Source organism: Pantoea sp. A4, assembly GCF_000295955.2.
GTDB lineage: Bacteria > Pseudomonadota > Gammaproteobacteria > Enterobacterales > Enterobacteriaceae > Pantoea > Pantoea multigeneris.
Window position 1 is genome coordinate 96,857 of the sequence record NZ_ALXE01000020.1, and the last position, 24,295, is coordinate 121,151.

Annotated in this window: 26 protein-coding genes and 1 pseudogene; 20 read left to right on the plus strand and 7 right to left on the minus strand. The window is 50.9% G+C overall.

Annotated features, from left to right (window positions below; all coding sequences use genetic code 11):
• Positions 1–246 precede the first annotated feature (246 nt).
• The 15 genes from B880_RS0107180 to B880_RS0107250 all read left to right on the plus strand — a co-directional run bounded on the left by B880_RS0107180 (position 247) and on the right by B880_RS0107250 (position 12,094).
• Entirely contained in the window at positions 247–1,245 is a 999-nt protein-coding gene (locus B880_RS0107180; protein WP_017346712.1) for an MsnO8 family LLM class oxidoreductase, read from the plus strand.
• A gap of 22 nt (positions 1,246–1,267) precedes the next feature.
• Positions 1,268–2,425, plus strand: coding sequence for an amidohydrolase (locus tag B880_RS0107185; RefSeq protein WP_017346713.1), 1,158 nt, complete (start codon positions 1,268–1,270; stop codon positions 2,423–2,425).
• 57 nt (positions 2,426–2,482) lie between these two features.
• Positions 2,483–3,793 (plus strand): LLM class flavin-dependent oxidoreductase, encoded by a 1,311-nt coding sequence (locus tag B880_RS0107190; protein WP_017346714.1) that lies wholly within the window; start codon positions 2,483–2,485, stop codon positions 3,791–3,793.
• Positions 3,794–3,807: 14 nt separating this feature from the next.
• Positions 3,808–4,743 (plus strand): ABC transporter substrate-binding protein, encoded by a 936-nt coding sequence (locus B880_RS0107195; protein WP_017346715.1) that lies wholly within the window; start codon positions 3,808–3,810, stop codon positions 4,741–4,743.
• 10 nt (positions 4,744–4,753) lie between these two features.
• A complete protein-coding gene (locus B880_RS0107200) occupies positions 4,754–5,302 on the plus strand; it encodes a GNAT family N-acetyltransferase (protein WP_017346716.1) in 549 nt (182 codons plus the stop codon).
• Positions 5,280–6,206, plus strand: coding sequence for an amino acid ABC transporter permease (locus B880_RS0107205; protein WP_017346717.1), 927 nt, complete (start codon positions 5,280–5,282; stop codon positions 6,204–6,206). The genes B880_RS0107200 and B880_RS0107205 overlap by 23 nt, the downstream gene beginning before the upstream one ends.
• Entirely contained in the window at positions 6,190–6,993 is an 804-nt protein-coding gene (locus B880_RS0107210) for an amino acid ABC transporter ATP-binding protein (RefSeq protein WP_017346718.1), read from the plus strand. The genes B880_RS0107205 and B880_RS0107210 overlap by 17 nt, the downstream gene beginning before the upstream one ends.
• Before the next feature lie 255 nt (positions 6,994–7,248).
• Positions 7,249–7,968 carry a DUF4056 domain-containing protein gene (locus tag B880_RS0107215; RefSeq protein ID WP_026042474.1) on the plus strand — a complete coding sequence of 240 codons (720 nt, stop codon included), beginning with the start codon at positions 7,249–7,251 and terminating at the stop codon, positions 7,966–7,968.
• A 7-nt stretch (positions 7,969–7,975) separates the two neighbouring features.
• Complete coding sequence (locus tag B880_RS24835) at positions 7,976–8,485, plus strand: hypothetical protein (protein ID WP_017346720.1); 510 nt, start codon at positions 7,976–7,978, stop codon at positions 8,483–8,485.
• Between the two features lie 84 nt (positions 8,486–8,569).
• Positions 8,570–9,025, plus strand: coding sequence for a hypothetical protein (locus B880_RS24840; RefSeq protein WP_017346721.1), 456 nt, complete (start codon positions 8,570–8,572; stop codon positions 9,023–9,025).
• Entirely contained in the window at positions 9,022–9,429 is a 408-nt protein-coding gene (locus B880_RS24845) for a hypothetical protein (RefSeq protein WP_157060525.1), read from the plus strand. The genes B880_RS24840 and B880_RS24845 overlap by 4 nt, the downstream gene beginning before the upstream one ends.
• 208 nt (positions 9,430–9,637) lie before the next feature.
• On the plus strand, positions 9,638–10,093 hold the full coding sequence (locus B880_RS24850; protein WP_017346723.1) for a hypothetical protein: 456 nt from the start codon (positions 9,638–9,640) through the stop codon (positions 10,091–10,093).
• Positions 10,094–10,336: 243 nt separating this feature from the next.
• Positions 10,337–10,897: a non-canonical purine NTP pyrophosphatase gene (locus tag B880_RS0107240; protein ID WP_017346724.1), complete on the plus strand. Its 561-nt coding sequence runs from the start codon at positions 10,337–10,339 to the stop codon at positions 10,895–10,897.
• Positions 10,894–11,688, plus strand: a complete 795-nt coding sequence (locus B880_RS0107245) for an SIR2 family protein (RefSeq protein ID WP_017346725.1) — start codon at positions 10,894–10,896, stop codon at positions 11,686–11,688. The genes B880_RS0107240 and B880_RS0107245 overlap by 4 nt, the downstream gene beginning before the upstream one ends.
• A 97-nt stretch (positions 11,689–11,785) precedes the next feature.
• The gene (locus B880_RS0107250; RefSeq protein WP_017346726.1) at positions 11,786–12,094 is read left to right on the plus strand and encodes a YebG family protein; all 309 of its coding nucleotides are present in this window, start codon (positions 11,786–11,788) and stop codon (positions 12,092–12,094) included.
• Between the two features lie 62 nt (positions 12,095–12,156).
• On the opposite strand, the gene B880_RS0107255 is transcribed toward B880_RS0107250, so the two are convergent.
• The 3 genes from B880_RS0107255 to B880_RS0107265 form a co-directional block, all read right to left on the minus strand.
• Positions 12,157–12,462, minus strand: a complete 306-nt coding sequence (locus B880_RS0107255; protein WP_017346727.1) for a DUF1471 domain-containing protein — start codon at positions 12,460–12,462, stop codon at positions 12,157–12,159.
• 317 nt (positions 12,463–12,779) lie between these two features.
• A complete protein-coding gene (locus B880_RS0107260; protein WP_017346728.1) occupies positions 12,780–13,196 on the minus strand; it encodes a GNAT family N-acetyltransferase in 417 nt (138 codons plus the stop codon).
• Complete coding sequence (locus tag B880_RS0107265) at positions 13,183–13,527, minus strand: gamma-glutamylcyclotransferase family protein (RefSeq protein ID WP_017346729.1); 345 nt, start codon at positions 13,525–13,527, stop codon at positions 13,183–13,185. Before B880_RS0107265 ends, B880_RS0107260 begins: the two co-directional genes overlap by 14 nt.
• A gap of 178 nt (positions 13,528–13,705) precedes the next feature.
• Here B880_RS0107265 and B880_RS0107270 point away from each other — a divergent pair, with 178 nt between their 5' ends.
• Together B880_RS0107270 and B880_RS0107275 are read left to right on the plus strand one after the other, a co-directional pair.
• Positions 13,706–14,113: a GFA family protein gene (locus B880_RS0107270; protein WP_026042475.1), complete on the plus strand. Its 408-nt coding sequence runs from the start codon at positions 13,706–13,708 to the stop codon at positions 14,111–14,113.
• A gap of 81 nt (positions 14,114–14,194) precedes the next feature.
• A complete protein-coding gene (locus B880_RS0107275; protein WP_017346731.1) occupies positions 14,195–15,097 on the plus strand; it encodes a LysR family transcriptional regulator in 903 nt (300 codons plus the stop codon).
• Between the two features lie 112 nt (positions 15,098–15,209).
• Here B880_RS0107275 and B880_RS0107280 read toward each other — a convergent pair whose 3' ends face one another.
• Entirely contained in the window at positions 15,210–16,265 is a 1,056-nt protein-coding gene (locus B880_RS0107280) for an Ldh family oxidoreductase (RefSeq protein WP_017346732.1), read from the minus strand.
• Between the two features lie 516 nt (positions 16,266–16,781).
• Here B880_RS0107280 and B880_RS0107285 point away from each other — a divergent pair.
• Both B880_RS0107285 and B880_RS0107290 read left to right on the plus strand, forming a co-directional pair.
• Positions 16,782–18,071, plus strand: a complete 1,290-nt coding sequence (locus B880_RS0107285; RefSeq protein WP_036645555.1) for an esterase — start codon at positions 16,782–16,784, stop codon at positions 18,069–18,071.
• A gap of 117 nt (positions 18,072–18,188) precedes the next feature.
• Positions 18,189–20,192: a TonB-dependent receptor domain-containing protein gene (locus B880_RS0107290; protein ID WP_017346734.1), complete on the plus strand. Its 2,004-nt coding sequence runs from the start codon at positions 18,189–18,191 to the stop codon at positions 20,190–20,192.
• On the opposite strand, the gene B880_RS0107295 is transcribed toward B880_RS0107290, so the two are convergent.
• From B880_RS0107295 to tnpA, 3 genes and pseudogenes are all read right to left on the minus strand, one after another.
• Positions 20,180–21,511, minus strand: a complete 1,332-nt coding sequence (locus B880_RS0107295) for an ATP-binding protein (RefSeq protein WP_237760994.1) — start codon at positions 21,509–21,511, stop codon at positions 20,180–20,182. The genes B880_RS0107290 and B880_RS0107295 overlap by 13 nt on opposite strands.
• Positions 21,508–22,230, minus strand: a complete 723-nt coding sequence (locus B880_RS0107300; protein WP_017346736.1) for a response regulator transcription factor — start codon at positions 22,228–22,230, stop codon at positions 21,508–21,510. Before B880_RS0107300 ends, B880_RS0107295 begins: the two co-directional genes overlap by 4 nt.
• Positions 22,231–22,787: 557 nt before the next feature.
• A pseudogene (gene tnpA, locus B880_RS27320) lies at positions 22,788–23,121 on the minus strand (IS200/IS605 family transposase); the annotation flags it as partial.
• Between the two features lie 66 nt (positions 23,122–23,187).
• Here tnpA and B880_RS0107310 point away from each other — a divergent pair.
• Positions 23,188–24,279, plus strand: coding sequence for an RNA-guided endonuclease InsQ/TnpB family protein (locus tag B880_RS0107310; protein WP_026042476.1), 1,092 nt, complete (start codon positions 23,188–23,190; stop codon positions 24,277–24,279).
• The last annotated feature ends 16 nt before the right edge of the window (positions 24,280–24,295 follow it).

Below are 24,295 nucleotides of genomic sequence, written 5' to 3' on the forward strand. Positions count from 1 at the left end.
ATTCTGCCAGTTTTTCTTATCTTTTTTTCGTGGCTTAATAAGAATAGCGCAAGCCATAAGCCAGCTTTTTCATATCTTTTCAGCAGGGAAATCATCAGGCCCTGTTAAAACAGCCGGTTATCTTCCTAAATTCATTTTGCTTAATAGATATATCAGAATCCCCTAACCAAATGACTTTATGTTGTTTTACGAAATATCTTTCAGGTTTCAGACTTAGCGGCAACTGCTTATATAAGGAATTGACGCATGTCCTATCGACTGAGTCTGTTAGATAAATCGCCGCTGGCGGCGGGAGAGACTGCCAGCCAGGCACTGCAACGTACACTCCATTTGGCGCAGCAGGCAGAAGCCTGGGGTTATCACCGTTTCTGGGTCGCTGAACACCACAATACCGATCAACTTGCCGGTCCCTCACCCGAAGTTCTGATTGCGTGGATCATTGCGCAGACCCAGCACATTCGTGTTGGCTCCGGCGGGGTAATGTTGCAGCACTACAGCCCCTATAAAGTCGCGGAAAATTTCAATCTTCTGGCTTCATTAGCGCCGGGGCGTATCGATCTCGGCGTAGGCAAAGCGCCTGGCGGTCTGCCACTCTCCACCCGAGCTTTACAGCAAGGGGTCCATGCTGACGAACGCGGCGACTTTGCCACGCAGCTGGAACAGCTCAACCTTTATTTACAGACTGCGGCACCGCGAGACGAGCATGAAGACAGCCTGCGTGCAACGCCACAGCCGCAGCGTCCGGCGAATCGCTTCCTGTTAGGGGCCAGCGAGCAAAGTGCTCGCACCGCAGCCGACCATGGCTGGCATTTGGTGTTTGCGGCGCACCTGAATGGTGATCGCACCCTGTTGGAAAATACCCTGAATACCTACCACCAGTTAAGTGGCAAACGCGCGCTGGTGGCGGTGCAGGTCGTGGTGGCCGAATCTCCGGCAGAAGCGGATTTGCTGGTGGAGGGATTGCGTCACTTCCACGTCAAGGTGGCCGGAGGGCAAGGGGTGAACGTGGGCAGCATTGAGCAGGCAGAGCGTTATGTGCGCCAGGGTGGATTCACCGACTACGTCATCGAGCCGCGTACCCCTTCATTGTTAAAAGGCACCGCGGCTCAGGTGCATGCTCAACTGGAAGCCCTGCACAGCAACTTTGGCATTGATGAATTTGTTATTGATACCCCGATCAGCGATCCGTTAGCGCGTGAGAAATCGTTGCAATTACTGGCGACGCATCACTTAGTCGCAGCCTGAACTTTTCCGCCCGGAGGTAACGATGAGTGACACCCTAGCGACACAGTTAATCAACTGGCGCAGAGAACTGCATACCTGGCCTGAAATTTCTTGCAAGGAAGTCGCCACAACGGAGCGCATTCGTAGCTGGCTACAACAGGCAGATATCCGACTACTGGATTATGCGATAGAGACCGGCGTGGTGGCGGAAATTGGCCACGGCGAACCGCTTATCGCGCTGCGGGCTGATATCGATGCACTGCCGATCAATGAAGCCACTGGCCTTAAATTTCACTCACGGAATCCGGGTGTCATGCATGCTTGCGGGCATGACGTGCACAGCGCAGTGATGCTGGGTGCAGCATTGCAACTGAAAGACATTGAGTCACAGTTGCCGGGCCGGGTGCGGATCCTGTTCCAGCCGGGAGAGGAGAACTGCACCGGGGCTAAGCAGTTCTTACGCGCGGGTGTGTTGGACGGCGTGCAGGCCATTTTCGGCATGCATAATGAACCGGGTTTACCGCAGGGGGTGTTCGCCACGCGCGGCGGGGCGTTTTACGCCAACGCGGACAAATTCATTATTCGCGTCAATGGCAAAGGCGCTCACGCGGCATACCCGGAAGAGGGTGTCGACGCCATTCTGGTGGCCAGCCAGATCATTCAGGCACTGCAGGCACTGACCAGCCGCAGCTTTAACACGCTGGATAGCCTGGTCTTAAGCATTACCCGTATCGACGGGGGTAAAACCTGGAATGTCTTGCCCGGCGGCGTCGAATTTGGCGGCACCGCCCGGACCCACGATCTGGAAGTGCGTGCGCAACTGGAACGTCGCGCACGTCAGGTAGTTGAAAATATCGCGGCTGCGGCAGGGGCCAGCGCTGAGCTGAGCTGGCATCCGGGGCCGCCTGTATTGGTGAATGATCCGGTCTGGGCTGACTTTAGCACCCAGGTGGCGAGAGAACAGGGCTACGAGACACGTACCGCCGACTTACATCTGGGTGGTGAGGACTTTGCCTTCTATTTACAGCAAGTGCCCGGCGCTTTTGTCAGTATCGGCAGCGCCAGTGAGTTTGGTTTACACCACGCGGCGTTTAACCCCGATGAAGCCTCTATCGCACCCGCTGCGCGTTACTTTAGCGCACTTGCACAACAGGCCTTGCAGCATCTGCATGCCCGATGTCCCGCAACTTCCCTGAATTAATGATTTTGCTGCTGTGCCATCAGGTGCAGCAGAACCTCCCTTTTTAATGAGAACATTATGGCAAACCGACAGTTGAGAATTGGCACCATTTTGCATGGTGCATCAGGCAATATGTCCGCATGGCGACATCCAGCGGCCGTCGTGGACGCGAGCATTAACCTGAAGTATGCCACCAGCGTGGCGCGCAAGGCAGAGCAGGGAAAACTGGATTTCCTGTTCGTGGCTGATGGCCTGTTTATTAATGAGAAATCAATTCCGCATTTTCTCAATCGCTTCGAGCCACTGACGCTGCTCTCCACGTTGGCCGCAGTCACTGAACACATTGGTCTGGTGGGAACCGTTTCCACCTCTTACAGCGAACCTTTTACCGTGGCGCGACAGTTTGCCAGCCTCGATCACCTCAGCGGGGGCCGCGCAGGCTGGAATGTGGTGACTTCACCTCTGGAAGGCTCGGCCAAAAACTTCTCACGTGCGCAACACCCGGAACATGCTTTGCGCTATCGCATTGCCGATGAGTATTTGCAGGTAGTAAAAGGCTTGTGGGATTCATGGGAGGAAGATGCCTTTATCCGTAATAAGGAGAGTGGGCAGTTCTTTGACGCCAGCAAATTACACACGCTCGATCACCACGGTGATTTTTTCCAGGTGCAGGGACCGTTGAACATTGGCCGTACACCGCAGGGCCGTCCGATTGTGTTCCAGGCGGGTGCTTCTGTCGATGGACGTAAACTGGCTGCACGCCATGCCGATGCGATCTTCACTCATCAGCCGACGCTGGAAGAGGCGCAGGAGTTCTATCGTGATGTTAAACAGCAGCTGGTGGCAAACGGGCGCAAGCCGGATGATCTGCACATCTTCCAGGGCGTCAGCGTCATCGTCGGAAAAGATGCTGAAGATGTTGAACAGCAGTACCAGACGACAGCCGCGCTGGTGTCGATCAAAGATGCGCTGAACTATCTGGGGCGCTTCTTTGATCACCATGATTTTTCTCAATATCCCCTTGATGCGCCATTCCCGGACATTGGCGACATCGGCCAGAACAGCTTCCGCAGCACCACGGATGAAATCAAAGAGAAAGCCCGGAAATACGGGCATACCTTGCGTCAGGCTGCACTGGAAGCTGCCACGGAGCGACCGAAATTCTTTGGCACGCCGGAGGAAGTTGCTGATGGCCTGCAACGCTGGTTTGAAGCCGAAGCCACAGACGGCTTCATCATCCACGGTGGAACGCCAGATACCTTTGAACGCTTTGTCGATCAGGTGATCCCGGTGCTGCAAGCGCGCGGTCTGTTCCGCAGTGAATATCCCGGCGTCACCCTGCGTGACAGCCTCGGTTTATCTCAACCTGTTAATCAGTTCTCTCAATAATAAGAGTCGAAAAAATGAAAAAAACCCTGCTTGCTCTGCTGTTAGCCCTGACAACCAGCACAGCCTTTGCCGCCGGCACGGAAGTCGCTGTTAACGGTAAGGATATCAGTCTCGAGGCGAATAAGACGCCAATTGATACCAGCAAAAATCCACAGGCTATCGCACAGATCCCTGCCGGACATAAATTCATTGTGCCGGGTGAGTTCACCGTCGCGATCACTGCGCAGAACTCGCCACCGCTGGCGGTGTTTGCGGACGATAACAAAACCCTGTTGGGCAGTGAGGTTGATATTGCGCGTCTTGTCGCGGACAGCCTCGGCCTGAAGCTGAATATCGTCCCGGTTTCCTGGGAAGACTGGCCGCTGGGCGTGGCGTCTGGCAAGTATGATGCGGCGATCACCAATGTGACCGTCACGAAAGAGCGTAAAGAGAAGTTCGACTTCGCCACCTACCGTAAAGACCTGCTGGGCTTCTACGTGAAAGATGGCAGCAGCATTAAGTCCATTAACAAAGCGGCGGACATTGCCGGACTGCGCATTATTGTGGGTTCCGGCACCAACCAGGAAGCCGTCTTACTGGCGTGGGATAAAGAGAACCGTGCGAAAGGCCTGAAACCCTTTACTCCGGTTTACCTGAAAGACAGTGCAGCCGAAAACCTGTCACTGCTCTCGGGGCGCGCAGATGCCTGGTTAGGACCTAACGTGATGGGTGCATGGCGTGCCTCACAGAATCATCAAACCCGTCTGGTGGGGAATATTGACGGTGGCTGGCCTCAGGTGGCGCAAATTGCCGTCACCCTGAAGAAAGGCAATGGCCTGGTTGAGCCGGTGGCGACAGCACTAAACGGTGTGATCCAAAGCGGCGACTACAAGAAAGTGCTGAATCGCTGGGGGGAAAGTGTTGAAGCCCTGGATCGTTCAGAAATCAACCCACCAGGATTAGGTGACTAAGGATATCGCCATGAGCCAGCAATTTTTCCGTGATGTTTCTCCTGAAGATGCCGAGTTGCAACCGATTCTGACCGGTCTGTTTGGTGAATATGCGACGCGTTATGGTGATTTTTTCCGTAATCAACCGGAGGTGGTGGAACTGACGGAATGGTATTTGCCGCCCCAGGGACTGTTCATTGTGCTGGAGCGCGACGGTGAGATTATCGCGATGGGGGCTTACAAACCCTACGATGAAAATACCGCTGAGCTTAAGCGCATCTGGACCCGCAGTGACCTGCGCCGACAGGGGCTGGCGGCGCAGATTCTGCATGAGCTGGAGAGGCGGGCATTGCTGGCGGGATATCAGCGTATTTTCCTTACTACCGGTTTTCGTCAGCCTGAAGCGGTGCGCCTGTATATCAGTTATGGCTACCAACCGCAGTTTGATACTACAGGGGATATGGAACGCTATGGCCAACCCCCGCATGACGGGCGACTGCGATTTTTAAAAACGATCGGGGCTGAGTCGGTCGCACAGGCCAGTTTAAGGAGCAGTAATGAAGTCACATCCTCAACTTAAGGTGGTCCCGGCACGCTACCCGGGACGCACTATCGGGGCGCTGGTCGCCCTGTTTATTCTGGCGGGGGTGATCCAGTCGGTCGCCCTGAACCCACGCTGGGAGTGGCGGGTTTTCGCCCGCTGGTTCTTTGATCCGGCGATCATTCACGGCCTCGGCCAAACGCTGTTACTGACGCTGCTAGGCACGGTGTTTAGCCTGATACTGGGGGGACTGCTGGCGCTGGCGCGTCTTTCCTCTTCCTGGTTGTTAAGCAGCATCGCCTGGGGATATATCTGGTTATTCCGGTCGCTACCGCTGATTGTGGTGCTGATCATTCTGTATAACTTCTCTTACCTCTATGACACCTTGTCGCTGGGGATCCCGTTCACCCCGCTAAGCTGGGGAAATTTCCAGACCATTAATGTGCTGGGACAGTTCTCTTCGGCGGTGATTGGTCTGACGCTGGTTCAAGCTGCGTACAGTGCTGAAATCATTCGCGGAGGTCTACTGGGCGTAGACAACGGCCAGTATGAAGCCGCGGCGGCCCTGGGGCTTTCGGCCTCACGTCGTACGTTGCGGATCATTTTGCCGCAGGCGCTACGAGCGATTATCCCGACGGCTTTTAATGAAGTGATTGGTCTCGCCAAAGGCACTGCCATGGTTTACGTGCTGGCGATGCCTGAGCTGTTTTACACCATTCAGATGATCTACAACCGTAATCAGGAAGTGATCCCACTGCTAATGGTGGGGGCTGTGTGGTATCTGATCATCACCACGGTACTGTCCATTCTGCAATACCGGGTTGAGCGTTTACTGGCTCGCAGTGTGGATCGCCAACGGCCACCTTCACGCTGGCGCTTATGGCGTAGCCCAGTGACCGCGATTGCAACTTCAGAGGAGACTGGTCATGTCCGAGGCCATTGATTATCGCCAGCAAACCGTGACGGAAGCGCGCGGTGCAATCAGTATTACTAACGTCAGCAAATCTTTTGGCCGCCACAAAGCGCTGGATGATGTTTCGCTGGAGTTAGAACCGGGTTCAGTCACCGTGATCCTTGGCCCTTCTGGCTCGGGAAAATCCACGCTGCTGCGTACCCTGAATCATCTTGAACGTGTTGATCAGGGCTTTATTCAGATTGATGGTGACTATATTGGCTATCAACAGCGCGGCGATAAGCTCTACGAGCTGAAAGAGAAAGATATCCTGCGCCAGCGTGTCAACGTGGGCTATGTGTTCCAGAACTTTAATCTGTTCCCGCATCTAACGGTGCTGGAAAATCTGATTGAGGCACCGATTGCCCATCGCAAGCTGTCGAAGCAAGACGCAATAGCCCGTGCGGCGGAATTGCTGGATGTAGTAGGGCTGCGCCATAAAGCCGATGCCTGGCCGCGCCATCTCTCCGGTGGCCAGCAGCAGCGTATCGCTATCGCCCGTGCGTTGATGCTAAAACCGCGCGTACTGCTGTTTGATGAACCCACCTCTGCCCTCGATCCCGAACTGGTGGGCGAAGTGCTGGACGTCATCAAAAAGCTGGCGCGATCGGGCACTACGCTGGTGGTGGTGACACATGAAATCGGCTTTGCCCGTGAAGTCGCGGACAAAGTGGTATTTATGGTCGATGGTAAGATTGTGGAGCAGGGGAGCAGCCAGCAGGTGCTGAGTAATCCCCGCCACGAACGCACCCGGCGCTTCCTCGCCCGCGTGCTGTAAGTCTCCCTCCGGGTGGTCACCGCCACCCGTGCTTCTCCCCTTCTTTAATCGTATTTTCCCCTGTTTGATGGTGTGGAGTTCAGTTCGCCATACAAATTTATGCAATAAAGTCAGGGATATGTGCTGTTGATCTCACTTTGTTCAGTTAAAAAATTCTCATGATTGAATTCTCTCAGTGATATCTGCATTATGCGCGCCATGTGATTATCTATGGTGATGATCACTGTAGGTGATCAATGGAAAAGGAGAGAAGGGATGAGCAGTAGAAATGACATTATTGATGGATATCATGCCCCAACGGCAAGAAGAGGATTGATTTATACCGAGGTGTTAGGCTGGATTGATATGGGCCATGCCCGAGGAGATGATATTCGTACCTTAATGAAGAAATTCCATGTTGGTGAGCAATCGGGTCAGCTTACCTATGATGTGACCTATGCGCAGGGAATGGTCGATAGCGCACACCGTATTAGCACCGGCAAGTTTATTACCTGGAAAATTCGCAAAGGACGGACCTATCAGGAGCAGCAGAGTATTGCTTTAGCCATGATGATGGCATTGGCGCGGCGTTACGAATCCTTTCAGCAACAGTTTCCGTTTTATTTCATCACCGATAGTGGCTTTAGCGGAGAAGACCTGGTGTCTAATTTGTTGGGGTATTATCGCATTATGCGTCTTTGTAATCCCTTCCCGCTGCTACGTCCGGTGAGTAAAGAGGAAGCCCTAAAGCGCTGGGACTACTATGGACCGATTGGCTCATATAAGAACGAAGATTTTCTACCGTTATTGTTTCCCGATCCGGAAAAATTCCGCAATGCACAGCCACGTAAAGGGGTTTTACCTGGTTTTATGACCAGCATTCAGCCCTATAGGGATTTTAATTCAGGCAATGTTTATGTGACTGTCGATGATGGTAATTTCGTAAAACCCTACAAGGATGCTAATATCGGGCCAATGGTTTGTGAGCCGGAATGAGATAACCATGACAAAAGTTAAAAAATTTGCATTAACACTCTTGGCCATTGCCTCTGTTTTTTTCTGTGCATGGCTAGCATTTGTATGGCCAACGCTGAGGGTAACTTTTGACGGTAGTCTATATTATAAAGAGAAGGATTTTCGTGAGTATTATATAATGACGCCTGACCTGTATAAAAACATGCCGCGTATCTCGAAAGAGTATGACTTTTATTTTGATAATATTTCAGGTCCTGCGATATTAATTTGGGGTGTCAGGTTCTACGATACTGATAATGCAAAGCCGATTGAAGATTATCTGACAAGTCAAGGATGGTGCTTACAGTCGTCCTGCGATGTTGAAGCTGATTGCTGGAAAAAAGAAGGTATGAGCGAAGTGCTGTCAGTGATTAAACCTAGACCTGGCTGGGAAAAAAAAGTGGAACTGCAAATGGAGCTTGGCCCCTGGAATAAAATTTTTCAGACACCCACTTGTCCAAAGCCTTCCCAAGGAAGTGTCGAAGAAGCTACGCAGTAGGCGCTATGTTTTAGCAAGGTAATTGTTTGTTTTCTTATTGTAAAACTTCACTTAATTGGGATGTGAATTTATTCATTTCATAATATGAAAATCAAAATAATTTTTTCGTTAACGATGATTTTTGTTTTAGTTACCTGGCTTTTGTTCATCTGGCCGACGCTGAAAGTAGAATTAGAGGGCAGTATGGTTTATCGTCAAAGTGACTTTCGCGAATACTATCTGCTGACACCCGATCTGCTCAAAGAAATGCCACGCATATCGGATGATTACTTTTTCGCTTTTGCAAATGTGTCAGGTCAGGTGATTTTTATTTCAACAGTGACATTTGAAAATACCACGGTTACCAGTGATATTAAAAAGTATCTTCGTTCCAGAGGCTGGGTAGAACAAAAAAACTGTCATCTTGAGGCCAAATGCTGGCAGAAGAATGGTAATAGAGAAGTGTTGTCTGTGGTTACCAATACCAGGGAGAACTATGTGCGGGTACAAATTGCAGATAGTCCAAATCTTGATACATATTACGCAAAAAATCCCGAATGAAAAAAGAGTGTTATAGTGATATATATGAAGGAAATCATATTACCCGGGTAATGGTTAAAACATCAGCTATTATTGTGATTTTTATTTTTTCTTTATGGCTGGCATTTATATGGCCAACTCTGAAGGTGACTTTTGATGGTAGTCTTTACTACAAAGAAAAAGACTTCCGTGAATATTATCTTCTGACGCCGGATCTTTATAAGAACATGCCTCGGATCTCAGAAAACTATGATTTTTATTTTAAGAATGTCTCGGGGCCAGCATTCTTAGTCTGGGGGGTGAGGTTTTACGGAGTAACGAACGCCGGACCCATTGAAGAATACCTGAAAAATCAGGGCTGGAAGTTGCAAAAAAACTGCCATGTAGACGCAGAGTGTTGGTTAAAGGAGGGCGTAAGTGAATAGTTGACTTTAGCTAAATCTGATTGGGAGAAAAGGATTGAATTGCAATTAGAGGCGAATAGGTACATAAGGACATATGAAGAATAGTCGATGTAAAAATCGCTCACTATATCGATACCTGCCAGGCAAGAAAGACCTGTTTTTTTTGGCATATTTTACCTGTCAGGTTCTCTATTACACAGTTGGTGTTGTGAAAAAATAGATCCCCAATATGAAAATAAGAACTAAGGTTATTGTTATTTCAGTTGTTGCATTGCTGGCATGGCTAGTATTCGTATGGCCGACATTAAAAGCAGAGTTAGAGGGTAGTATGGTTTATCGTCAAAGTGACTTTCGCGAATACTATCTTCTAACACACGATCTGCTCAAAGAAATGCCACGCATATCGGATGATTACTTTTTCGCTTTTGCAAATGTGTCAGGTCAGGTGACTTTTATTTCAACAGTGACATTTAAAAATACCACTGTCACCAGTAATATTAAAAAGTATCTTCTTTCCAGAGGCTGGGAAGAACAAAAAACCTGTCATCTTGAGGCTGAATGCTGGCAGAGGAATGGTAATAGGGAGGTATTGTCTGTGGTCACTAGTACCTGGGAAAACTATGTGCGGGTCCAAATTGAAGATAGTCCAAATCTTGATATTTTCTATGCAAATAATCCTAAATGACAAAAGAGTGTTGCAGCGATAAATATAGTGGTAATCAGACCTATCCGGAAAATGGTTAAAACATCAGCCAGATCTTCAATACATTCGGCGATGGTACAGGCCAACAAACACAACCAATAGACACCCCAAACCTTCATATTCATCGCACGCCAGCGTCCTGGCAAAAAAAATGTATCTTTCGCGCCAGTTCTGCCAGGGTGTAAGGGTGACTCACTCAACATAACGTACATTTCCAGGATGAAGATGAAAATACGTTTCCTTTCCGCCAACGAACAGAAGCTCGATGAAGTTCGCACCATTCTTGGCCCTGTGGGGGTAGATGTGGTGCCGGTTGCGCGGCGTATCGAAGAGATCCAGACGGAGAATGAGCTGGATTTGGTGCGGGATAAGCTGACAAAAGCCTTTGCTATTATTGGCCGCCCCGTGTTTGTTGAACACAGTGGTATCTATCTGGACGGATTGAACGGTCTACCCGCTGGGTTGACGCGCATCTTCTGGAGCCGACTGAATCCAGAACGCTTTGCCGCACTGGTCAAAGGGTTGGATAGCCAACAGGCTACGGCGAAAACGGTTATCGGCTACTGCGACGGACGCAAAATGTACCTCTTCTCCGGTGAGGTACGCGGTACTATCGCCACGGAACCTGCGGGCTCGCGGGAATTTCAATGGGACTGCGTATTCATTCCTGAAGGGGAAACGCAAACGTTCGCTGAGATGGGGGAGCGTAAAAACCAGATCTCGATGCGCCGTAAAGCGCTGGATCGTTTCGCTCACTTTCTGAAAAACACCCGGGGTGTGATATGAAACCCGAACTTAAACGCGCTTACGATGCCGGAAAGCTGATTCTTTTTGCCGGAGCAGGGATTTCACGTAATCTCGGCCTGCCAGAGTGGCACGAATTGATCGCCCACCTCGCCAATGAGTTGGGCTACGATCCCAAAATCTTCAATACTTACGGCACGCACTTATCGCTGGCGGAGTATTACAAACAGAAAAAAGGGTCATTAGGCCCGTTGCGTAGCTGGATGGATCGGGAATGGCATCGGCCCGATATTGATGTCCGCACCTCTGAAATTCATACCATGATCACCCAGGCCAATTTCTCCCGCATCTATACCACCAACTATGACCGCTGGCTGGAAGCGGCCCATGATGCGCATGGTGTTCCCTACAGTAAAGTGGCTAATGCCGCAGACCTGGTGGCCCTGACCGAAGACAAGCGCCACATCATCAAATTGCACGGCGACTTCGATGACGATACGTCGATTGTACTGGATGAAAGCAGCTACTTTGAACGGCTATACTTTGACTCTCCATTGGATATCAAACTCACACACGATGTGATCGGCAGTTCGGTGCTGTTTGTCGGCTACAGCATCAGTGACTTTAATATCCGCCTGCTGTTTTATCGCCTGACCAAAATGTGGAACCGCACCGGACTTGCCACTGCGCGTCCACGCTCCTATCTGTTTACTAACCGGCATAATCCGGTCGCTAAAGAAGTGCTTGGTCAGTGGGGCATTGAAATGATTGTTTCGGAAGAGGACAATCCGCGCAAAGCGTTGGCTGATTTCCTCACTGAACTGATTTCATGAGTTCAATCAGCTATTTCTGACAATTACTGTCAATTTTTCCTGGACAGTGTCAATACATGCTGTACACTGTATATAAACACAGTGATGGAGAGATAAAATGGCTGTTGAAACCAAATTTGTTGTGGTCAGAAAGGGTGAAGAGAAAATGACGTTTGCCAGTAAGAAAGAGGCGGATGCCTACGACAAAATGCTGGATATGGCTGAAGCATTTACCGACTGGTTCCTGCAACAGCAACCAGAACTGGAAGAATCACAGGCTGAGACGTTGGGCCTGTTACTGGCGGAGCAGAAAGAGGTGGTGCAGCATATCCTGCGTACCAGCAAACTGCCGGAAGCCGTAGAAGCGGATGTGGAAGTGTCTGAACAAGACGAGAATGAAACCGTACGTGATATAAAAGCGGCCTGACTAACGGCTTCCCCCATGCGCGGCTGTATCAGCTGGCATGGGGGTATTTCATCTTTGAATGCTTAACCATGTGCTTCTTTCAAACTGACGAAATAGAGCGATGCAGTACCAGAGAGAATATGCTGTTCGTCGTGCCCTGGCTTGTGTTTCTCTACATCCGTGATGTGATAGCCCGCCGCCCCTGCGGCCAGTGCTTTCTGTACGAAAGCATCATTCAACTCTTCCATTGAGGTTGCCCAACTCACTTTGGTCACACCGCTCGCCTGCAAAGAGGCGATTTCCTGCTGAGTGAGATCCGCGCGAATTAACACTGGGTTGATAGTCTGTGGTGAAAAAATAGACATGATGTCATGGACAAGTTCTTTCATGATGTGACTCCTCGAAGTCTGCTGCCCAGGCTGTGCACTGAGAGCAAAGGTGGCGATGTAATACCTGTTTTGTTGTTAGTGTCATATTGCGCACGGCAAATAATGACCTCCAGCACCTTTAATAAATACCTTTTCATCACGTGATATTTAGCTATTAGGGCTATTTCGGACGTCACGAAATCAGTCCCCATAACTTAATTAAGAATTCAGCGGGATATTTTCAACTGCTTACATTTTGCGCATTTTGGATACGTGTAAGATCGAATTTCTTACCTGGCGGAAAGGGGAAATAGCGCCAGCACGGTGCTGGCGGTTAATTAGGGCGTGAGTTGCATGCGGATAAAAGCAATATCACTTTTATAGAAGGTTTCACCGACCGGGATGAAGCCAAATCGCTGGTAGAAGGCGCTGGCACTGAGCCGCGCATCCAACGTCACCTGAGTTTCTTTCAGGGTATTGAGCACGGCCCGGAGCAGATGCGTGCCTAAGCCTTGTCCCTGATAGCCGGTGGCAGTAGCGAACTTGCGGATCTGAACACGGTTATCACTACAGGCGAAAACCGACAGGCAGCAAAGGAGCTGATCCCGCTCTCGGATACCAAAATGCTGTGCCTGTTCATCCCCCTCGACCCGGCTAAAGCTGATATCGCGATCGGGCCACAGCACCTGCTGGCGCAGGGGCAAGCACTCATCCACCGAGAGTGAGACGATTTGAGGTTGATCAGGCTGAGGCATCAGTGATGGTTTCAGGCTGAAGCTGATACACCCATGCAGTAACCTGACCTTCTTCAGTGGTCACCCGGGCTTCAACCCGGTCATAGCCATCTTCAAACTCATCCAGCATCGGCCAGTGAGCCTCCAGATTTTCGGAGTAAAACAGTGAACCATGAACTTGTACGCCATTTTCAGCCAGTACGATGCCCGGAAAACCTTCGGCTGCACCCCAGCCGCTGTCATAAAGCTTGCCGGTTACTGATCCCGCCAGGAAATGCCCGCCAATATTTTCCAGAATATGTGCATTGGAACGGCCTGGACATAACGTGCCATAGACAAATAACGGTTTCATATCACCCCTCAATTCGGTATTCGCAATGCTGACTGGCAGCGAAAAGAAAAAGCATCATTCGATAATCTACAAAGCCTGTCAATGCAACTTGTAAGGCAATGTCGAAAAGCTTGTCATCCAGCGGTCATCAACGTTGTATCTTATAGCTGATCGATGATTGAGCAAGGCGAGAAAAAACATGTCAGAAAAGTTAGCGGCACAGTGCCATTGTGGCGCAGTCACGTTTAGCGTTGAACTGCTCAATGGATTTAACGGGCTTCGCAGATGTAACTGCTCTTATTGCCGGATGCGCGGCGCGGTGATGGCTTTCGCGCCACTTTCCGGGATAACGGTATTAAGTGGACAGGATAAGCTCAGCGAATATCGCTTCAATACGCGCCAGGCCGCACACTTCTTTTGCTCGGTGTGCGGTATTTACACCTTCCATCAGCGTCGCTCCGATCCCAACCAGTATGCGGTTAACGTGGCTTGCCTGGCGGGTATCTCTCCGTTTGATTTCCACGATGTGGAAGTGGTTGAAGGCGCGAAGCACGTCAGTGAGGGCGGCGGCGGGTTAGCCGGAAGAATGAAGTTCTTCCCACAGTAAGAGTCTGAACCGTTTGCATTCCCCTTTTGGTTGAGTTAAATCATTATTAACTCGCCTTTAGTTACTGGAATTTTCATCTGAATGAAAAGCAAATCACTGGCGCAGGTCACGGATTTTGACCTGAAGCTACTGCGGATTTTCAAGACGGTCAGCGAATGTGGCAGTTTTTCCGCCGCTGAGAGCCTGCTCGGGATCACACGTTCTGCCATTAGCTTACACATGAGCGATCTGGAAAAGCGGTTGGGTATGCGGTTATGTCAACGTGGGCGGGCGGGATTCGCCTTAACCGATGAAGGACGCGATATCCTGCACCACAGCGATAGCATGATGGCGGCGATTGAAAATTTCCGCCAGCAGGTCAATCAGATGCATAAGCATATGCGCGGTGAATTTAATATTGGCATTATTAATAATCTGGTTACACAGCCCCGGATGCGCATCACAGATGCACTGGATTCGCTGCGCAAAAACGGGCCGGAAATTCGCCTTAATCTGAGCATGAGCACCGCCGCAGATATCGAAAGGGGCTTGATGGATGGGCGTCTGCACGTGGGCGCGCTCCCGCTGACCTCGCCCATGTCAGGATTAAACTATTCGCAGCTCTATGATGAAAAATCGATGCTTTATTGCAGTAATACACATCCGCTTTTCAATATGGACGTTGAACCTGATGATGAGACATTAATTCAGTATGACGCTATTGTTCCCAGCTTCCGCATGACAGCGGAAACCATTGGCATGCATCAGATGTTGAACTGCACCGCTACCGCCACTGACCGTGAGGGCATCGCTTTTCTGATTCTGACCGGACGCTTTATTGGCTTCCTGCCCGACCACTACGCCGCACAGTGGGTTGAAAAAAAGCTAATGCGCGCCATTGCTCCCGAGCGTATGCATTTCAGCAGCAAAATTGCCATCGTCACCCGCAAGGGGCGTCGGCCTAATGCGATCCTCGAACACTTTCTCCATGCTCTCGACCTCTAATTTGCCTGTTTTCCCGCTGTAGCAATGACTGAATTGCATCGTTGATCAACTCACAGCGGGCCTCAAAGGGAAAATCAGGTTAGGCGCATCCCGATCTGGATGCGCCTAACCGTCAGCTTAACGGCTGCAGATCGAACGGTAGGCCCACCAGGTCTCCCGCTTTTTTTAATTCACCCAGCACGCTCGCAGAAACGGGAATGCCGTTTGCTTTGCGCTCTTCTTCGCACTGTGCAGCACGTTGCCCCGGATAGCGTGCATTGTCCCCTGACGCTGCCAGGTAGGTTTCCAGCCAGCTCAACATGTGTTGGTCAAAAGCTTCACGGCCGAGCAATAACGCCGGATTTATCACCAGCACAAAGGCGCTGACATTGCCCGCACTGCTGGTAGAAGAGTGCTGGGCGGCGCTGGCTGCCGTGGCCGATCCTGTCAGGCTGCCCGCCAGCACCTGCACCAGCATGGCCAGCCCAATCCCTTTATGTCCGGCAATGGGTAGCATGGCACCGTTGAATGCCTCTTGCGGGTTCTGGGTCTTTTTACCATCCGGGCCAATCGCCCAGTCATCGGGGATCGATTCACGGCCCTCTTTAATCGCCTGCAACACGTTGCCCCGCGCGACAACGCTCGTGGCCATATCGAACACCAACGGTGCCTGACCGGCAACCGGGGCAGCAAAGGCCACCGGGTTATTGCCAATCGCCGGTTTTTTACTGCCTTCCAGCGCCATCAGCGGCGGCGTTTCCTGACAAATTACCGCGATCATGCCTTGTTCGGCGGCTTCAAGGGCAAACTGCCCGAGGGCGGCGAGGTGACCGCTTTTGCGCAGTAATAACGTCACTACAGGTCGGCTCTGCGCCAGCTCTACGGCCGCCGTAAAGGCCTCCGTCGCAACAGACTGACCAAGACCGCCATCACCGTCGAACCAAATCACGTTGTCGCGCACCTCGCATTGGAAGTCAGGCTGGGGATTGACTTCCCCCTGCTGCATTTTTTCCAGATAGATCAGCACACGGGTCACGCCGTGGGTATCAATACCGCGCAGGCTGGTGCGTACCAGTACTCGCGCTGTGTTTAGTGCATCACACTCTCTGGCACCTGCGGCCTGATAGAGCTGGCTAATCCAGTGCTGTAATGCCTCCGCGGAATAACGGGCGGGACTCGGTTGGGACATGTAACGCTCCTTGCTGTGTCTGGTTAGTTAACCGGTTGTGGATGATGACGCCGGCAGAAGGTGTTTCTGACAACCAGCAGTATGCGGCGAAGCGTGCTTTTGAGGAATGTTTAATGACTTTTCGCCGCCATCCTTTAGTAAGGAAATACTGCCAGAAAGATTGGATAAATTTTTTATTTAAATAATGGCGTTGAATAGGTGATGTCAGCTTTGTGTCATTTCTGACACAAATACGCTGATTGATGTCAGATTGCATCAGGAGGTGATTTTATATCTTCCTGTATATTATTCTCGTGCTGCTTTGTTATTTTTGTATTAAAAATCATGTAGTTAAAATTAATCACGTTAAATGATAATGATTTTCATCATCGATTGCCTGCGAAAATATTTGTGCTAACCTACGGCCCTTAATCACCAGTTAATAATAACATCTCGAATCCTGTTGCTATTTATTGGCAACTCAGGTTCTGAGATCCCTGTATTTAAAACAACAGTAAAAGTGAGCTTAAGTAAAAAATGAACAGCAAAGTTCGTGGTAGCGCATTGTGCGCAGTGGCCGTCATGGTTTCCGCTCTGATTGCACAACAGGCGCTGGCTGATATGCCTCAGCCCGCTAATCAGCCGCATCCGCAGATGCAAGGTCAGGGTAAAGACGGGCAGCATAAGTGGGCACCGCCACCGCAGCCGGTAAAAGTATTGCCTGATAATCGCGTGGTGTTTACGCTGCGTGCACCGCAGGCCAGTCAGGTTGAAGTACAAGGTGCCTGGCCGGGCGGAGCGCAGGGCGATAGCCACGTAGCGCTGAATAAAGATAAGCAAGGGCTCTGGAGTGTTACCGTGGGGCCGCTGGCATCAAACATCTGGAACTATCAGTTCATCGTGGATGGCGTGAAAGCGCAGGCAGAGTTTGGCCGTAAATCTCCGGCTACGGGTCTGCCAAAAGATGAATTCGCGATACCTGGTGATAAAGCTGATGACTTCATCCCACACGGCGCGGCGCGGGGGAGTATTACTTACACCTCGGTTCCATTCATGGATAGCCAGAAACGCTTCACGGTGTATACTCCACCAGGTTATTACAGCAGCGATGAACGCTATCCGGTGCTGTATTTGACAATGGGTGGTGCGCATGATGGGTCACGCGATAATGAAGACAGCTTTGTGTTTAATCTGCTGGACAACATGATTGCGTCACACCGTATCAAGCCGATGATTGTGGTTATTCTTGACCCGGATGCGCCAGGTGGCAGCTCATTGGGTAACTCGAAGTTCCACGGTGGTGGCAATGAAACCGACCCGAGTTACGTTACAGCAGCACAAACCATTGTTGATAATATCGTGCCGTTTATCGATAAATCCTTCCGTACCGAGGCCGATCGCGAACATCGCGCCATTGGCGGCTTTTCTTCGCCGGGTGCGCAAGGGTTCCTGGCTGGTGCACGTAATCCACAAACATTCGCCACCATTGGCACCTTCAGCGGCGGTTTCCCAACCTGGCCGGGCGTGGGAAAACAGATTGAAAGCAAATTGCACTACAGCCACTACACCGGTCCCGATCTGAATCGCGTACCCGATATGGAGAAGCTTGGCGCGTATATCCCGCAGCTGAATGCTGATGCGAAAATGAAGCTGGTATTTATGAGCGTAGGAAGCGATGAGCCATTAATTCAAACCTTTGATCTCATGAAAACCTTCCTTGATAAGCGTGGTGTGAAATATCACGCGATAGTGGAACCTGGTGAAATTCATGATGCCAGCAATATCCGTGTCTCGCTGCGTAATTTCCTGCCGTTGCTGTTTAAATAACTAAAAATAATTAAGCCTGCCCGCGCAGGCTTAAACTTTATTACCCACTCGCAATCAACTGCGTTATTGGGTGGTGCACCCGTAACCTAAAATTTAATTACACCTCGAGAATAGATTATGTTGAGAAAATCTGCACAGGGATCCCCGCGTCTTTCACCTCTGTCCTTCGCTATTATCATGGGATTAACCGCGCTTCCCGCCCACGCCGATGACCAGCTGACAGACCTTAGCAACGATAAAGATCAGGATACCATGACGGTGACGGCGTCAGGTTTCCATGAGGATGTCACCAAAGCGGCGGCTTCGGTCACGGTGATCAGCAATAAAACCCTGCATTCACGCGCTTACTACACGGTGCTGGATGTATTACGCGATGTGCCTGGCGTCTATGTGACAGGCGGCGTGGGGTCGGAAGAGATCACCATGCGCGGCATGGCAAGTGACTACACGCTCCTGTTAGTCGATGGAAAGAAGGTGGATATGCGTGAGAGTGAATCTGAAACCACCACCACGGGATATCAGTTTTTGCCAGGTATTGAGGCCATTGATCATATTGAAGTGATTCGCGGCCCCGCGTCATCGCTGTATGGTTCTGATGCGATTGGCGGGGTGATCAATATCATCACTAAAAAATCGAATCGCCAAACGTGGCATGGATCGGTGACTGCGGGCTCAATGATCCAGGAGCACAGTCGTTCTGGCGATGTTAATCAAACCAGTATGCATCTTGATGGCCCCTTAATTAAAGATCAGCTCAGTATGAAACTGGATGGGACTTTCCAGCAGAGAAATGAAGATAACTATGACGGTGGAGCAGCAAAGCGAAAATTACTCAACGGTGGGGTCGGTTTTACCTGGACACCGGACGTCGATAATATCATCGACTTTGATGTGACCCGCGCGTTGCAGGAGCAGCTCGCAACCACTAAAACGTCGGGTGGTATTACGAATCATACCTATACGCGTACCAACTACACGCTGAGCCATAAAGGTTATTACGGCATTCTGGAAACCAGCTCTTACGCACAGATCGAAGATTCAACTAATTCCAGCAGCAACATTACCGGGCGCAATACCACGCTTAATACCATTGATAAACTCTACCTCGGTGACAGCCACACCCTCTCTGTGGGGGCCATGTTCCTGAATGAGACCATAAAAGACGCCAACAATGTGATTAAGGTGGACAGTGGCGATCCGGCGTCAAAGCTGGATCGTAATAGCTGGGCGTTAACGGCTGAGGACCGCTGGAACATTATTGATCCGTTTGATTTAGTGCCAGCGATTCGCCTGGATGAAAATGAAAAGTTTGGCTCGCACGTCACGCCGAAACTTTATGGCGTCTGGAGCATTAATCCGCAATGGACAGCCAAAGGAGGGATTTCGGGTGGCTATAAAAACCCAACGCTCCGCCAGTCGGCCTCCAACTGGGCTGACTCGGCCGGGTCCGGTCATCGTGATGGTGTGAGTATTGGTAATCCCGATCTTAAACCGGAAACCAGCACCAACTATGAGCTGTCACTTAACTGGGATGCCGGTGATATCAAAGCGGGTGTGACCGGGTTTTACAGCAAATTCAGGAATAAAATTGAGTTAGAGACGTTGTGTACCGGCGATGCCGGATCTTATGCCTGCGACTATAATGGCGAAAAATATGATTTTGTCTCCTCGTACTACAACGTCAGCAAGGCGATGATGCGTGGTATTGAAAGCACCTTTGCATGGGACATTCTCAGTAACCTGCACTTGAATACGTCTTACACCTATACCGAAACCAAACAGCAGTCAGGCGAATATGCTGGCCAGCCTCTGAACCAGCAACCGAAGCATTTGATCAGCGCGCGACTGGATTATGATTTCTCGCAGGATATTAGCCCGTGGATGCGCGTTTACTATCGTGGCAAAACGTCTGAGCACTATGCCGGTAACTCGCGTTCAATGATGACCGAAGGATATCCAGCTTACACGCTGGTGGATTTAGGGGTAAACGTTAAGCTGACGCCAAAAGTAAACCTCAATACCAGCGTCTCCAACCTGTTTGACAAGTATATTGACAGTGACACCTATGGCGGTAACGTCGATGGCCGTCGCTACAATGTCAGCCTGACTTATAATTTCTGAGGACTTGTTTCGCCCTGGCGTGCCAGGGTGATTCGTGCAGTCAACCCCTGCGGAAAGCGATTGAACAGCTCAAGCTTCCCACCGTGCAAACGGGCGATATCACTGACAATCGCTAATCCCAAACCTGCGCCGCCCCGGTTTTGTTGCCGGGCGGCATCGATGCGATAAAACGGTTCTGTCACTTTTTGCAGCAAGCCTGCAGGAATGCCTGGACCATTATCGCTAACCTCAATCAACGTCAGTTGTTCGGTTTGCCAACTCTCTACCGTTATTCTTGTGGCGACTACGGCGGCGTTATCGATCAAATTGGTCAATGCACGCTGTACGGCATCGGGTTTACACCACAGAGTAAGGGGGTCCGCAGATTGATAACTCACCTGAATACCTGCATCTTCATAATCATCGCAGAGGGTGGTAATCATTGAATCCAGATCGCACCATTCGGCCGATTCGCCATCGGAGCCGGTTTTAATAAACGACAGCGCACTGCCAATCAGCTTATTCATCAGGTCGATATCGCGGACTAATTTCTCTCGTACGCGAGTGGGCTCCGTATCCTCAAGACATAAGCGCATCCGAGTGAGCGGGGTACGCAAGTCGTGGCTGATCGCGGCCAACATACGGCTTCGGCTGTGCATCTGTTCGGCGATGCGTTCCTGCATCAGATTCAGCGTATGGGCAACTTTACGGATCTCTGTCGGGCCTTCTTCTTTCACTGGCATCAACGTCAGTTCACGTCCAAAGGCATCAGCATGGCGTGAGATTTCTCGTAGCGGGCTGATGACGCGGGCAATCGCCCAGACTGACATCACCACAATCCCGGTGAACAGGAACACCATTGCGCATAGTGTAGGAAAAGTTAAGCGCGTCGGTTCCCGGCCCATGTTGTCTATCATCGCGATCAATTGGCGATCACCAAGAGAAACCCGTACCTGGATGTCCTTACGCGGATTCTGCGCATTACAGGACGCTACGCTGACCTGCTGCTGGCCGCCCAATTCCCAGCGCAGCGTTTTGGCTAAATCCCAGGTATTAAATGTTTCGCTGGTGCAGATGGGTGGCTGGGTTGCCAGCGCATAATGCAACCCGGCATCACTCTGTGACGCAGCCAGAATGGCTGGACGATAGGCTTCAGGGGTGTGATTGAGGATTTTTACCAGGCTGGCAATGCGATAGGTGGGCTGCCAGGGCCACGGCGGGCCTGGTGGGCCTTTCGGAATAAACAACAGCGTGCTTAATGCGGTGAAAGTGATGAGGGTGGAACAGCCAATAATGAGCAGAATCTGACCGAGCATGGTAGAGAAAAAGCGGCGCATCATAGCCCTCTGACTTCCGGCCTGAAAAGATAACCGTTGTTGCGGAAAGTCTGGATCAACTCTTCTTTCATATCGTCAAACACCAGCTTACGCCGCAATCGACTAATTAACAGGTCAACCGAACGCATAGAAGCGGCGCTGCCATTCTCACCTCGCATCAAATCGATAAGATCTTCACGCGACAGCACTTTTTTCCCGTTTTGACACAGCACCAGCAGCAGATCCGTTTCACCTGCGGTTAATGATTTACGTATGCCCGTTGGGCCGTGTAGATAACGGCGCAGCGGATAAAACGTGCAGTTAGCAAAATGGATAACGTGCTCGCCGCCTGTTTTCACTGCTGCTTGCTCTGCTCCGTTCACACGACGTAATACGGCCCGAATACGTGCCAGCAACACGCTGAGATCAAAAGGCTTAGCAACATAGTCATCAGCACCCAACTCCAGCCCGACAACGTTATCAATCGGATCGTCAAGCGCGGTCACCATAATAATTGGCGGGCAGTAACCTCCACGCAGACGACGGCATAAATCCAGGCCACTCTCTCCCGGTAGCATGATATCCAGCAGAATCAGGTCAGCTTTATGACTTTTCAGCCACTGTTGTGCGGATTCAGCAGATTCGCAGGCAACGACATGATAGCCATTGTTCATCAAGTAGTTTGCCATTGGGGTGCTGATATCAGGATCGTCTTCCACCAGCAGTAGCGTTGCGTCATTCATGGATAAGCCAGGTAAATCAAGAGGTAAGCTTTGACGATTGTACCAGTTATTGATAATGAGAGGCGTTTGCAAAAAAGGATTTTCCGATCGGATTCTGTAAAAAATCCGTATTGATCAACGATGAATCATTCGCGGGATTGAATCTGATAATGGAAAAAACGGCCATTCCGCGCGTGCTGACGCTGATACCTTCAGGTCATTTCATGCAGCAATTTCCTGCTGTGCAGGTCGTTTATTGCAGCGGATTTAACCAGCGATGCGCAGCGGCAACGCATCGTGGCGGAACTGCTTGAGCGGATGGGGGGCTTTGTCGCGATTACCCCACCGACACCGCAGATCCATCTCAGCGGTGATATCGCGCTTCTCACCGGCGAAACCTGCAATGTCGTTCGACTGCTGAAAAGTGGAGAAAAGGCGCAACGGGTCGGTTTCTCCACGTTGGTCTGGCGATGCACTGCCAACGGCTGGTACCGACTGTTATCCCAACTCACCAGAGTTTTTCGCGGGAATCCCTTTCCTTTTAGATGGGGTGGAAGAGCGAAGCCCGCGCAAGCGGGCTAATGAGAGCGGCTCTGTTGATCATTGTATTTCTTAATGACTTCAAGTGGCGCACCGCCCACGCTATCTGCGAAATAGGACGGCGACCAAAGCGCGTCTGACTTCCAGGCGGGCTTATGCAAACCGGGATTATGCCATTTCATCTTGCGACTGCTAACCCCTTATAGGCTGTTAGCCCGCGTGCTGAACGTCACCTTCGGCGGGAAGTTAAACAGCATATGAACTTGATCCGCCCCCCCCGTTAAACGCCACTAACTCGCACTTAAATGGCGCTTATGCATTACTATAAATTCTATCAATAGTTTCCAGATGTGCGGCGTTGAATACCGTCCCGCCCGATAAGTAAACTTCATAAACTCACCTTGAATGATTCAATTTTGACCTGTAATTTAGCGCCCTATGAGCATCCAGACCAAAACATTGTCAGTCAGGGTTAAAGACAAGCACGCCGCCGTATTGCGGCAGATGGCCTTTGAGGTTAATCAGGTCTTTAATCTGGCAAATGAGTTAACCAGCGCGGCTTACAGCAACGCTGGCGCTTTTGGTGCGCAGGTTCCCAGATGGCTATCGGCGTTTGATGTTCAAAAACTGACGGCGGGGATTCAGAAAGCACGCGGCTATACCATTGGCAGCGCGACCGTACAGGAAGTGATCGCCGACCATGGCAAGGCACGGAAGCAGTGTAAACGTTCCCGGCTGAGCTGGCGTGTCACTGGTGGCGCTCGCCGTTCCCTGGGCTGGATCCCGTTTAAATCGCGGGCGGCGCAGTGGCAGAACGGCTGCGTGAAGTTCGCGGGCCACTATTTTAAGGTCTGGGACAGCTACGGTCTGGCAGGTTACACCTTCCGCGCGGGGAGCTTTTCAGAAGACAGCCGGGGGCGCTGGTATTTCAATATCTGCGTGCAGGTCGATACCGCGTCGACCACCGGCACAACTGCTGTTGGTATAGACCTGGGATTAAAAGACTACGCCACCCCGTCAGAGGGTGAAGCGCTGGTTGCAGGGCGTTTCTATCGCGACCTGGAGCCCGCGTTAGGCAAGGCGCAGCGGGCAGGCAAGAAAGCCCGTGTCCGCGCCATTCATGCAAAAATCAAGAACCGCCGCAAAGATGCCCTGCACAAGTACAGCACGGCGCTGGTAAACCGCCATGCGGCAATCTTCGTGGGCGACGTGAGCAGCAGCCAGTTAGCCAAAACCAGAATGGCGAAGAGCGTTCTGGACGCTGGCTGGGCGATGCTCAAAACACAACTGGAATACAAAGCGATTGCGCGGTCAGTGGTGTTTGAAGTGGTCAACGAAAAGTATTCCACCCAGGCGTGTTCGTGTTGCGGGGCTATCTCCGCTAACAGTCCGAAAGGTAGAGCAGGCCTGCGAATAAGAGAATGGACTTGTTGTGAGTGCGGAACCACTCATGACCGCGACGTAAACGCCGCAAAGAACATACTCGCGGCAGGACATTGCCGTCTGGAAGCAGGAATCCTTGCCCTTTAGGGCGGGGAGGATGTCA

Bases quoted from the DNA above. Each gene is read 5' to 3' on its own strand.
- B880_RS0107250 (WP_017346726.1), top strand. From the start codon at position 11,786: ATGGCTGTTGAAACCAAATTTGTTGTGGTCAGAAAGGGTGAAGAGAAA.
- B880_RS24840 (WP_017346721.1), top strand. From the start codon at position 8,570: ATGAAAATCAAAATAATTTTTTCGTTAACGATGATTTTTGTTTTAGTT.
- B880_RS0107215 (WP_026042474.1), top strand. From the start codon at position 7,249: ATGAGCAGTAGAAATGACATTATTGATGGATATCATGCCCCAACGGCA.
- B880_RS0107280 (WP_017346732.1), bottom strand. From the start codon at position 16,265: ATGTCCCAACCGAGTCCCGCCCGTTATTCCGCGGAGGCATTACAGCAC.
- B880_RS0107240 (WP_017346724.1), top strand. From the start codon at position 10,337: ATGAAAATACGTTTCCTTTCCGCCAACGAACAGAAGCTCGATGAAGTT.
- B880_RS24845 (WP_157060525.1), top strand. From the start codon at position 9,022: ATGAAAAAAGAGTGTTATAGTGATATATATGAAGGAAATCATATTACC.
- B880_RS0107255 (WP_017346727.1), bottom strand. From the start codon at position 12,462: ATGAAAGAACTTGTCCATGACATCATGTCTATTTTTTCACCACAGACT.
- B880_RS0107300 (WP_017346736.1), bottom strand. From the start codon at position 22,230: ATGAATGACGCAACGCTACTGCTGGTGGAAGACGATCCTGATATCAGC.
- B880_RS0107260 (WP_017346728.1), bottom strand. From the start codon at position 13,196: ATGCCTCAGCCTGATCAACCTCAAATCGTCTCACTCTCGGTGGATGAG.
- B880_RS0107205 (WP_017346717.1), top strand. From the start codon at position 5,280: ATGAAGTCACATCCTCAACTTAAGGTGGTCCCGGCACGCTACCCGGGA.
- B880_RS24850 (WP_017346723.1), top strand. From the start codon at position 9,638: ATGAAAATAAGAACTAAGGTTATTGTTATTTCAGTTGTTGCATTGCTG.
- B880_RS0107200 (WP_017346716.1), top strand. From the start codon at position 4,754: ATGAGCCAGCAATTTTTCCGTGATGTTTCTCCTGAAGATGCCGAGTTG.
- B880_RS0107245 (WP_017346725.1), top strand. From the start codon at position 10,894: ATGAAACCCGAACTTAAACGCGCTTACGATGCCGGAAAGCTGATTCTT.
- B880_RS0107180 (WP_017346712.1), top strand. From the start codon at position 247: ATGTCCTATCGACTGAGTCTGTTAGATAAATCGCCGCTGGCGGCGGGA.
- B880_RS0107275 (WP_017346731.1), top strand. From the start codon at position 14,195: ATGAAAAGCAAATCACTGGCGCAGGTCACGGATTTTGACCTGAAGCTA.
- B880_RS0107295 (WP_237760994.1), bottom strand. From the start codon at position 21,511: ATGATGCGCCGCTTTTTCTCTACCATGCTCGGTCAGATTCTGCTCATT.
- B880_RS0107270 (WP_026042475.1), top strand. From the start codon at position 13,706: ATGTCAGAAAAGTTAGCGGCACAGTGCCATTGTGGCGCAGTCACGTTT.
- B880_RS0107210 (WP_017346718.1), top strand. From the start codon at position 6,190: ATGTCCGAGGCCATTGATTATCGCCAGCAAACCGTGACGGAAGCGCGC.
- B880_RS0107285 (WP_036645555.1), top strand. From the start codon at position 16,782: ATGAACAGCAAAGTTCGTGGTAGCGCATTGTGCGCAGTGGCCGTCATG.
- B880_RS0107190 (WP_017346714.1), top strand. From the start codon at position 2,483: ATGGCAAACCGACAGTTGAGAATTGGCACCATTTTGCATGGTGCATCA.
- B880_RS0107265 (WP_017346729.1), bottom strand. From the start codon at position 13,527: ATGAAACCGTTATTTGTCTATGGCACGTTATGTCCAGGCCGTTCCAAT.
- B880_RS0107290 (WP_017346734.1), top strand. From the start codon at position 18,189: ATGTTGAGAAAATCTGCACAGGGATCCCCGCGTCTTTCACCTCTGTCC.
- B880_RS24835 (WP_017346720.1), top strand. From the start codon at position 7,976: ATGACAAAAGTTAAAAAATTTGCATTAACACTCTTGGCCATTGCCTCT.
- B880_RS0107195 (WP_017346715.1), top strand. From the start codon at position 3,808: ATGAAAAAAACCCTGCTTGCTCTGCTGTTAGCCCTGACAACCAGCACA.
- B880_RS0107185 (WP_017346713.1), top strand. From the start codon at position 1,268: ATGAGTGACACCCTAGCGACACAGTTAATCAACTGGCGCAGAGAACTG.
- B880_RS0107310 (WP_026042476.1), top strand. From the start codon at position 23,188: ATGAGCATCCAGACCAAAACATTGTCAGTCAGGGTTAAAGACAAGCAC.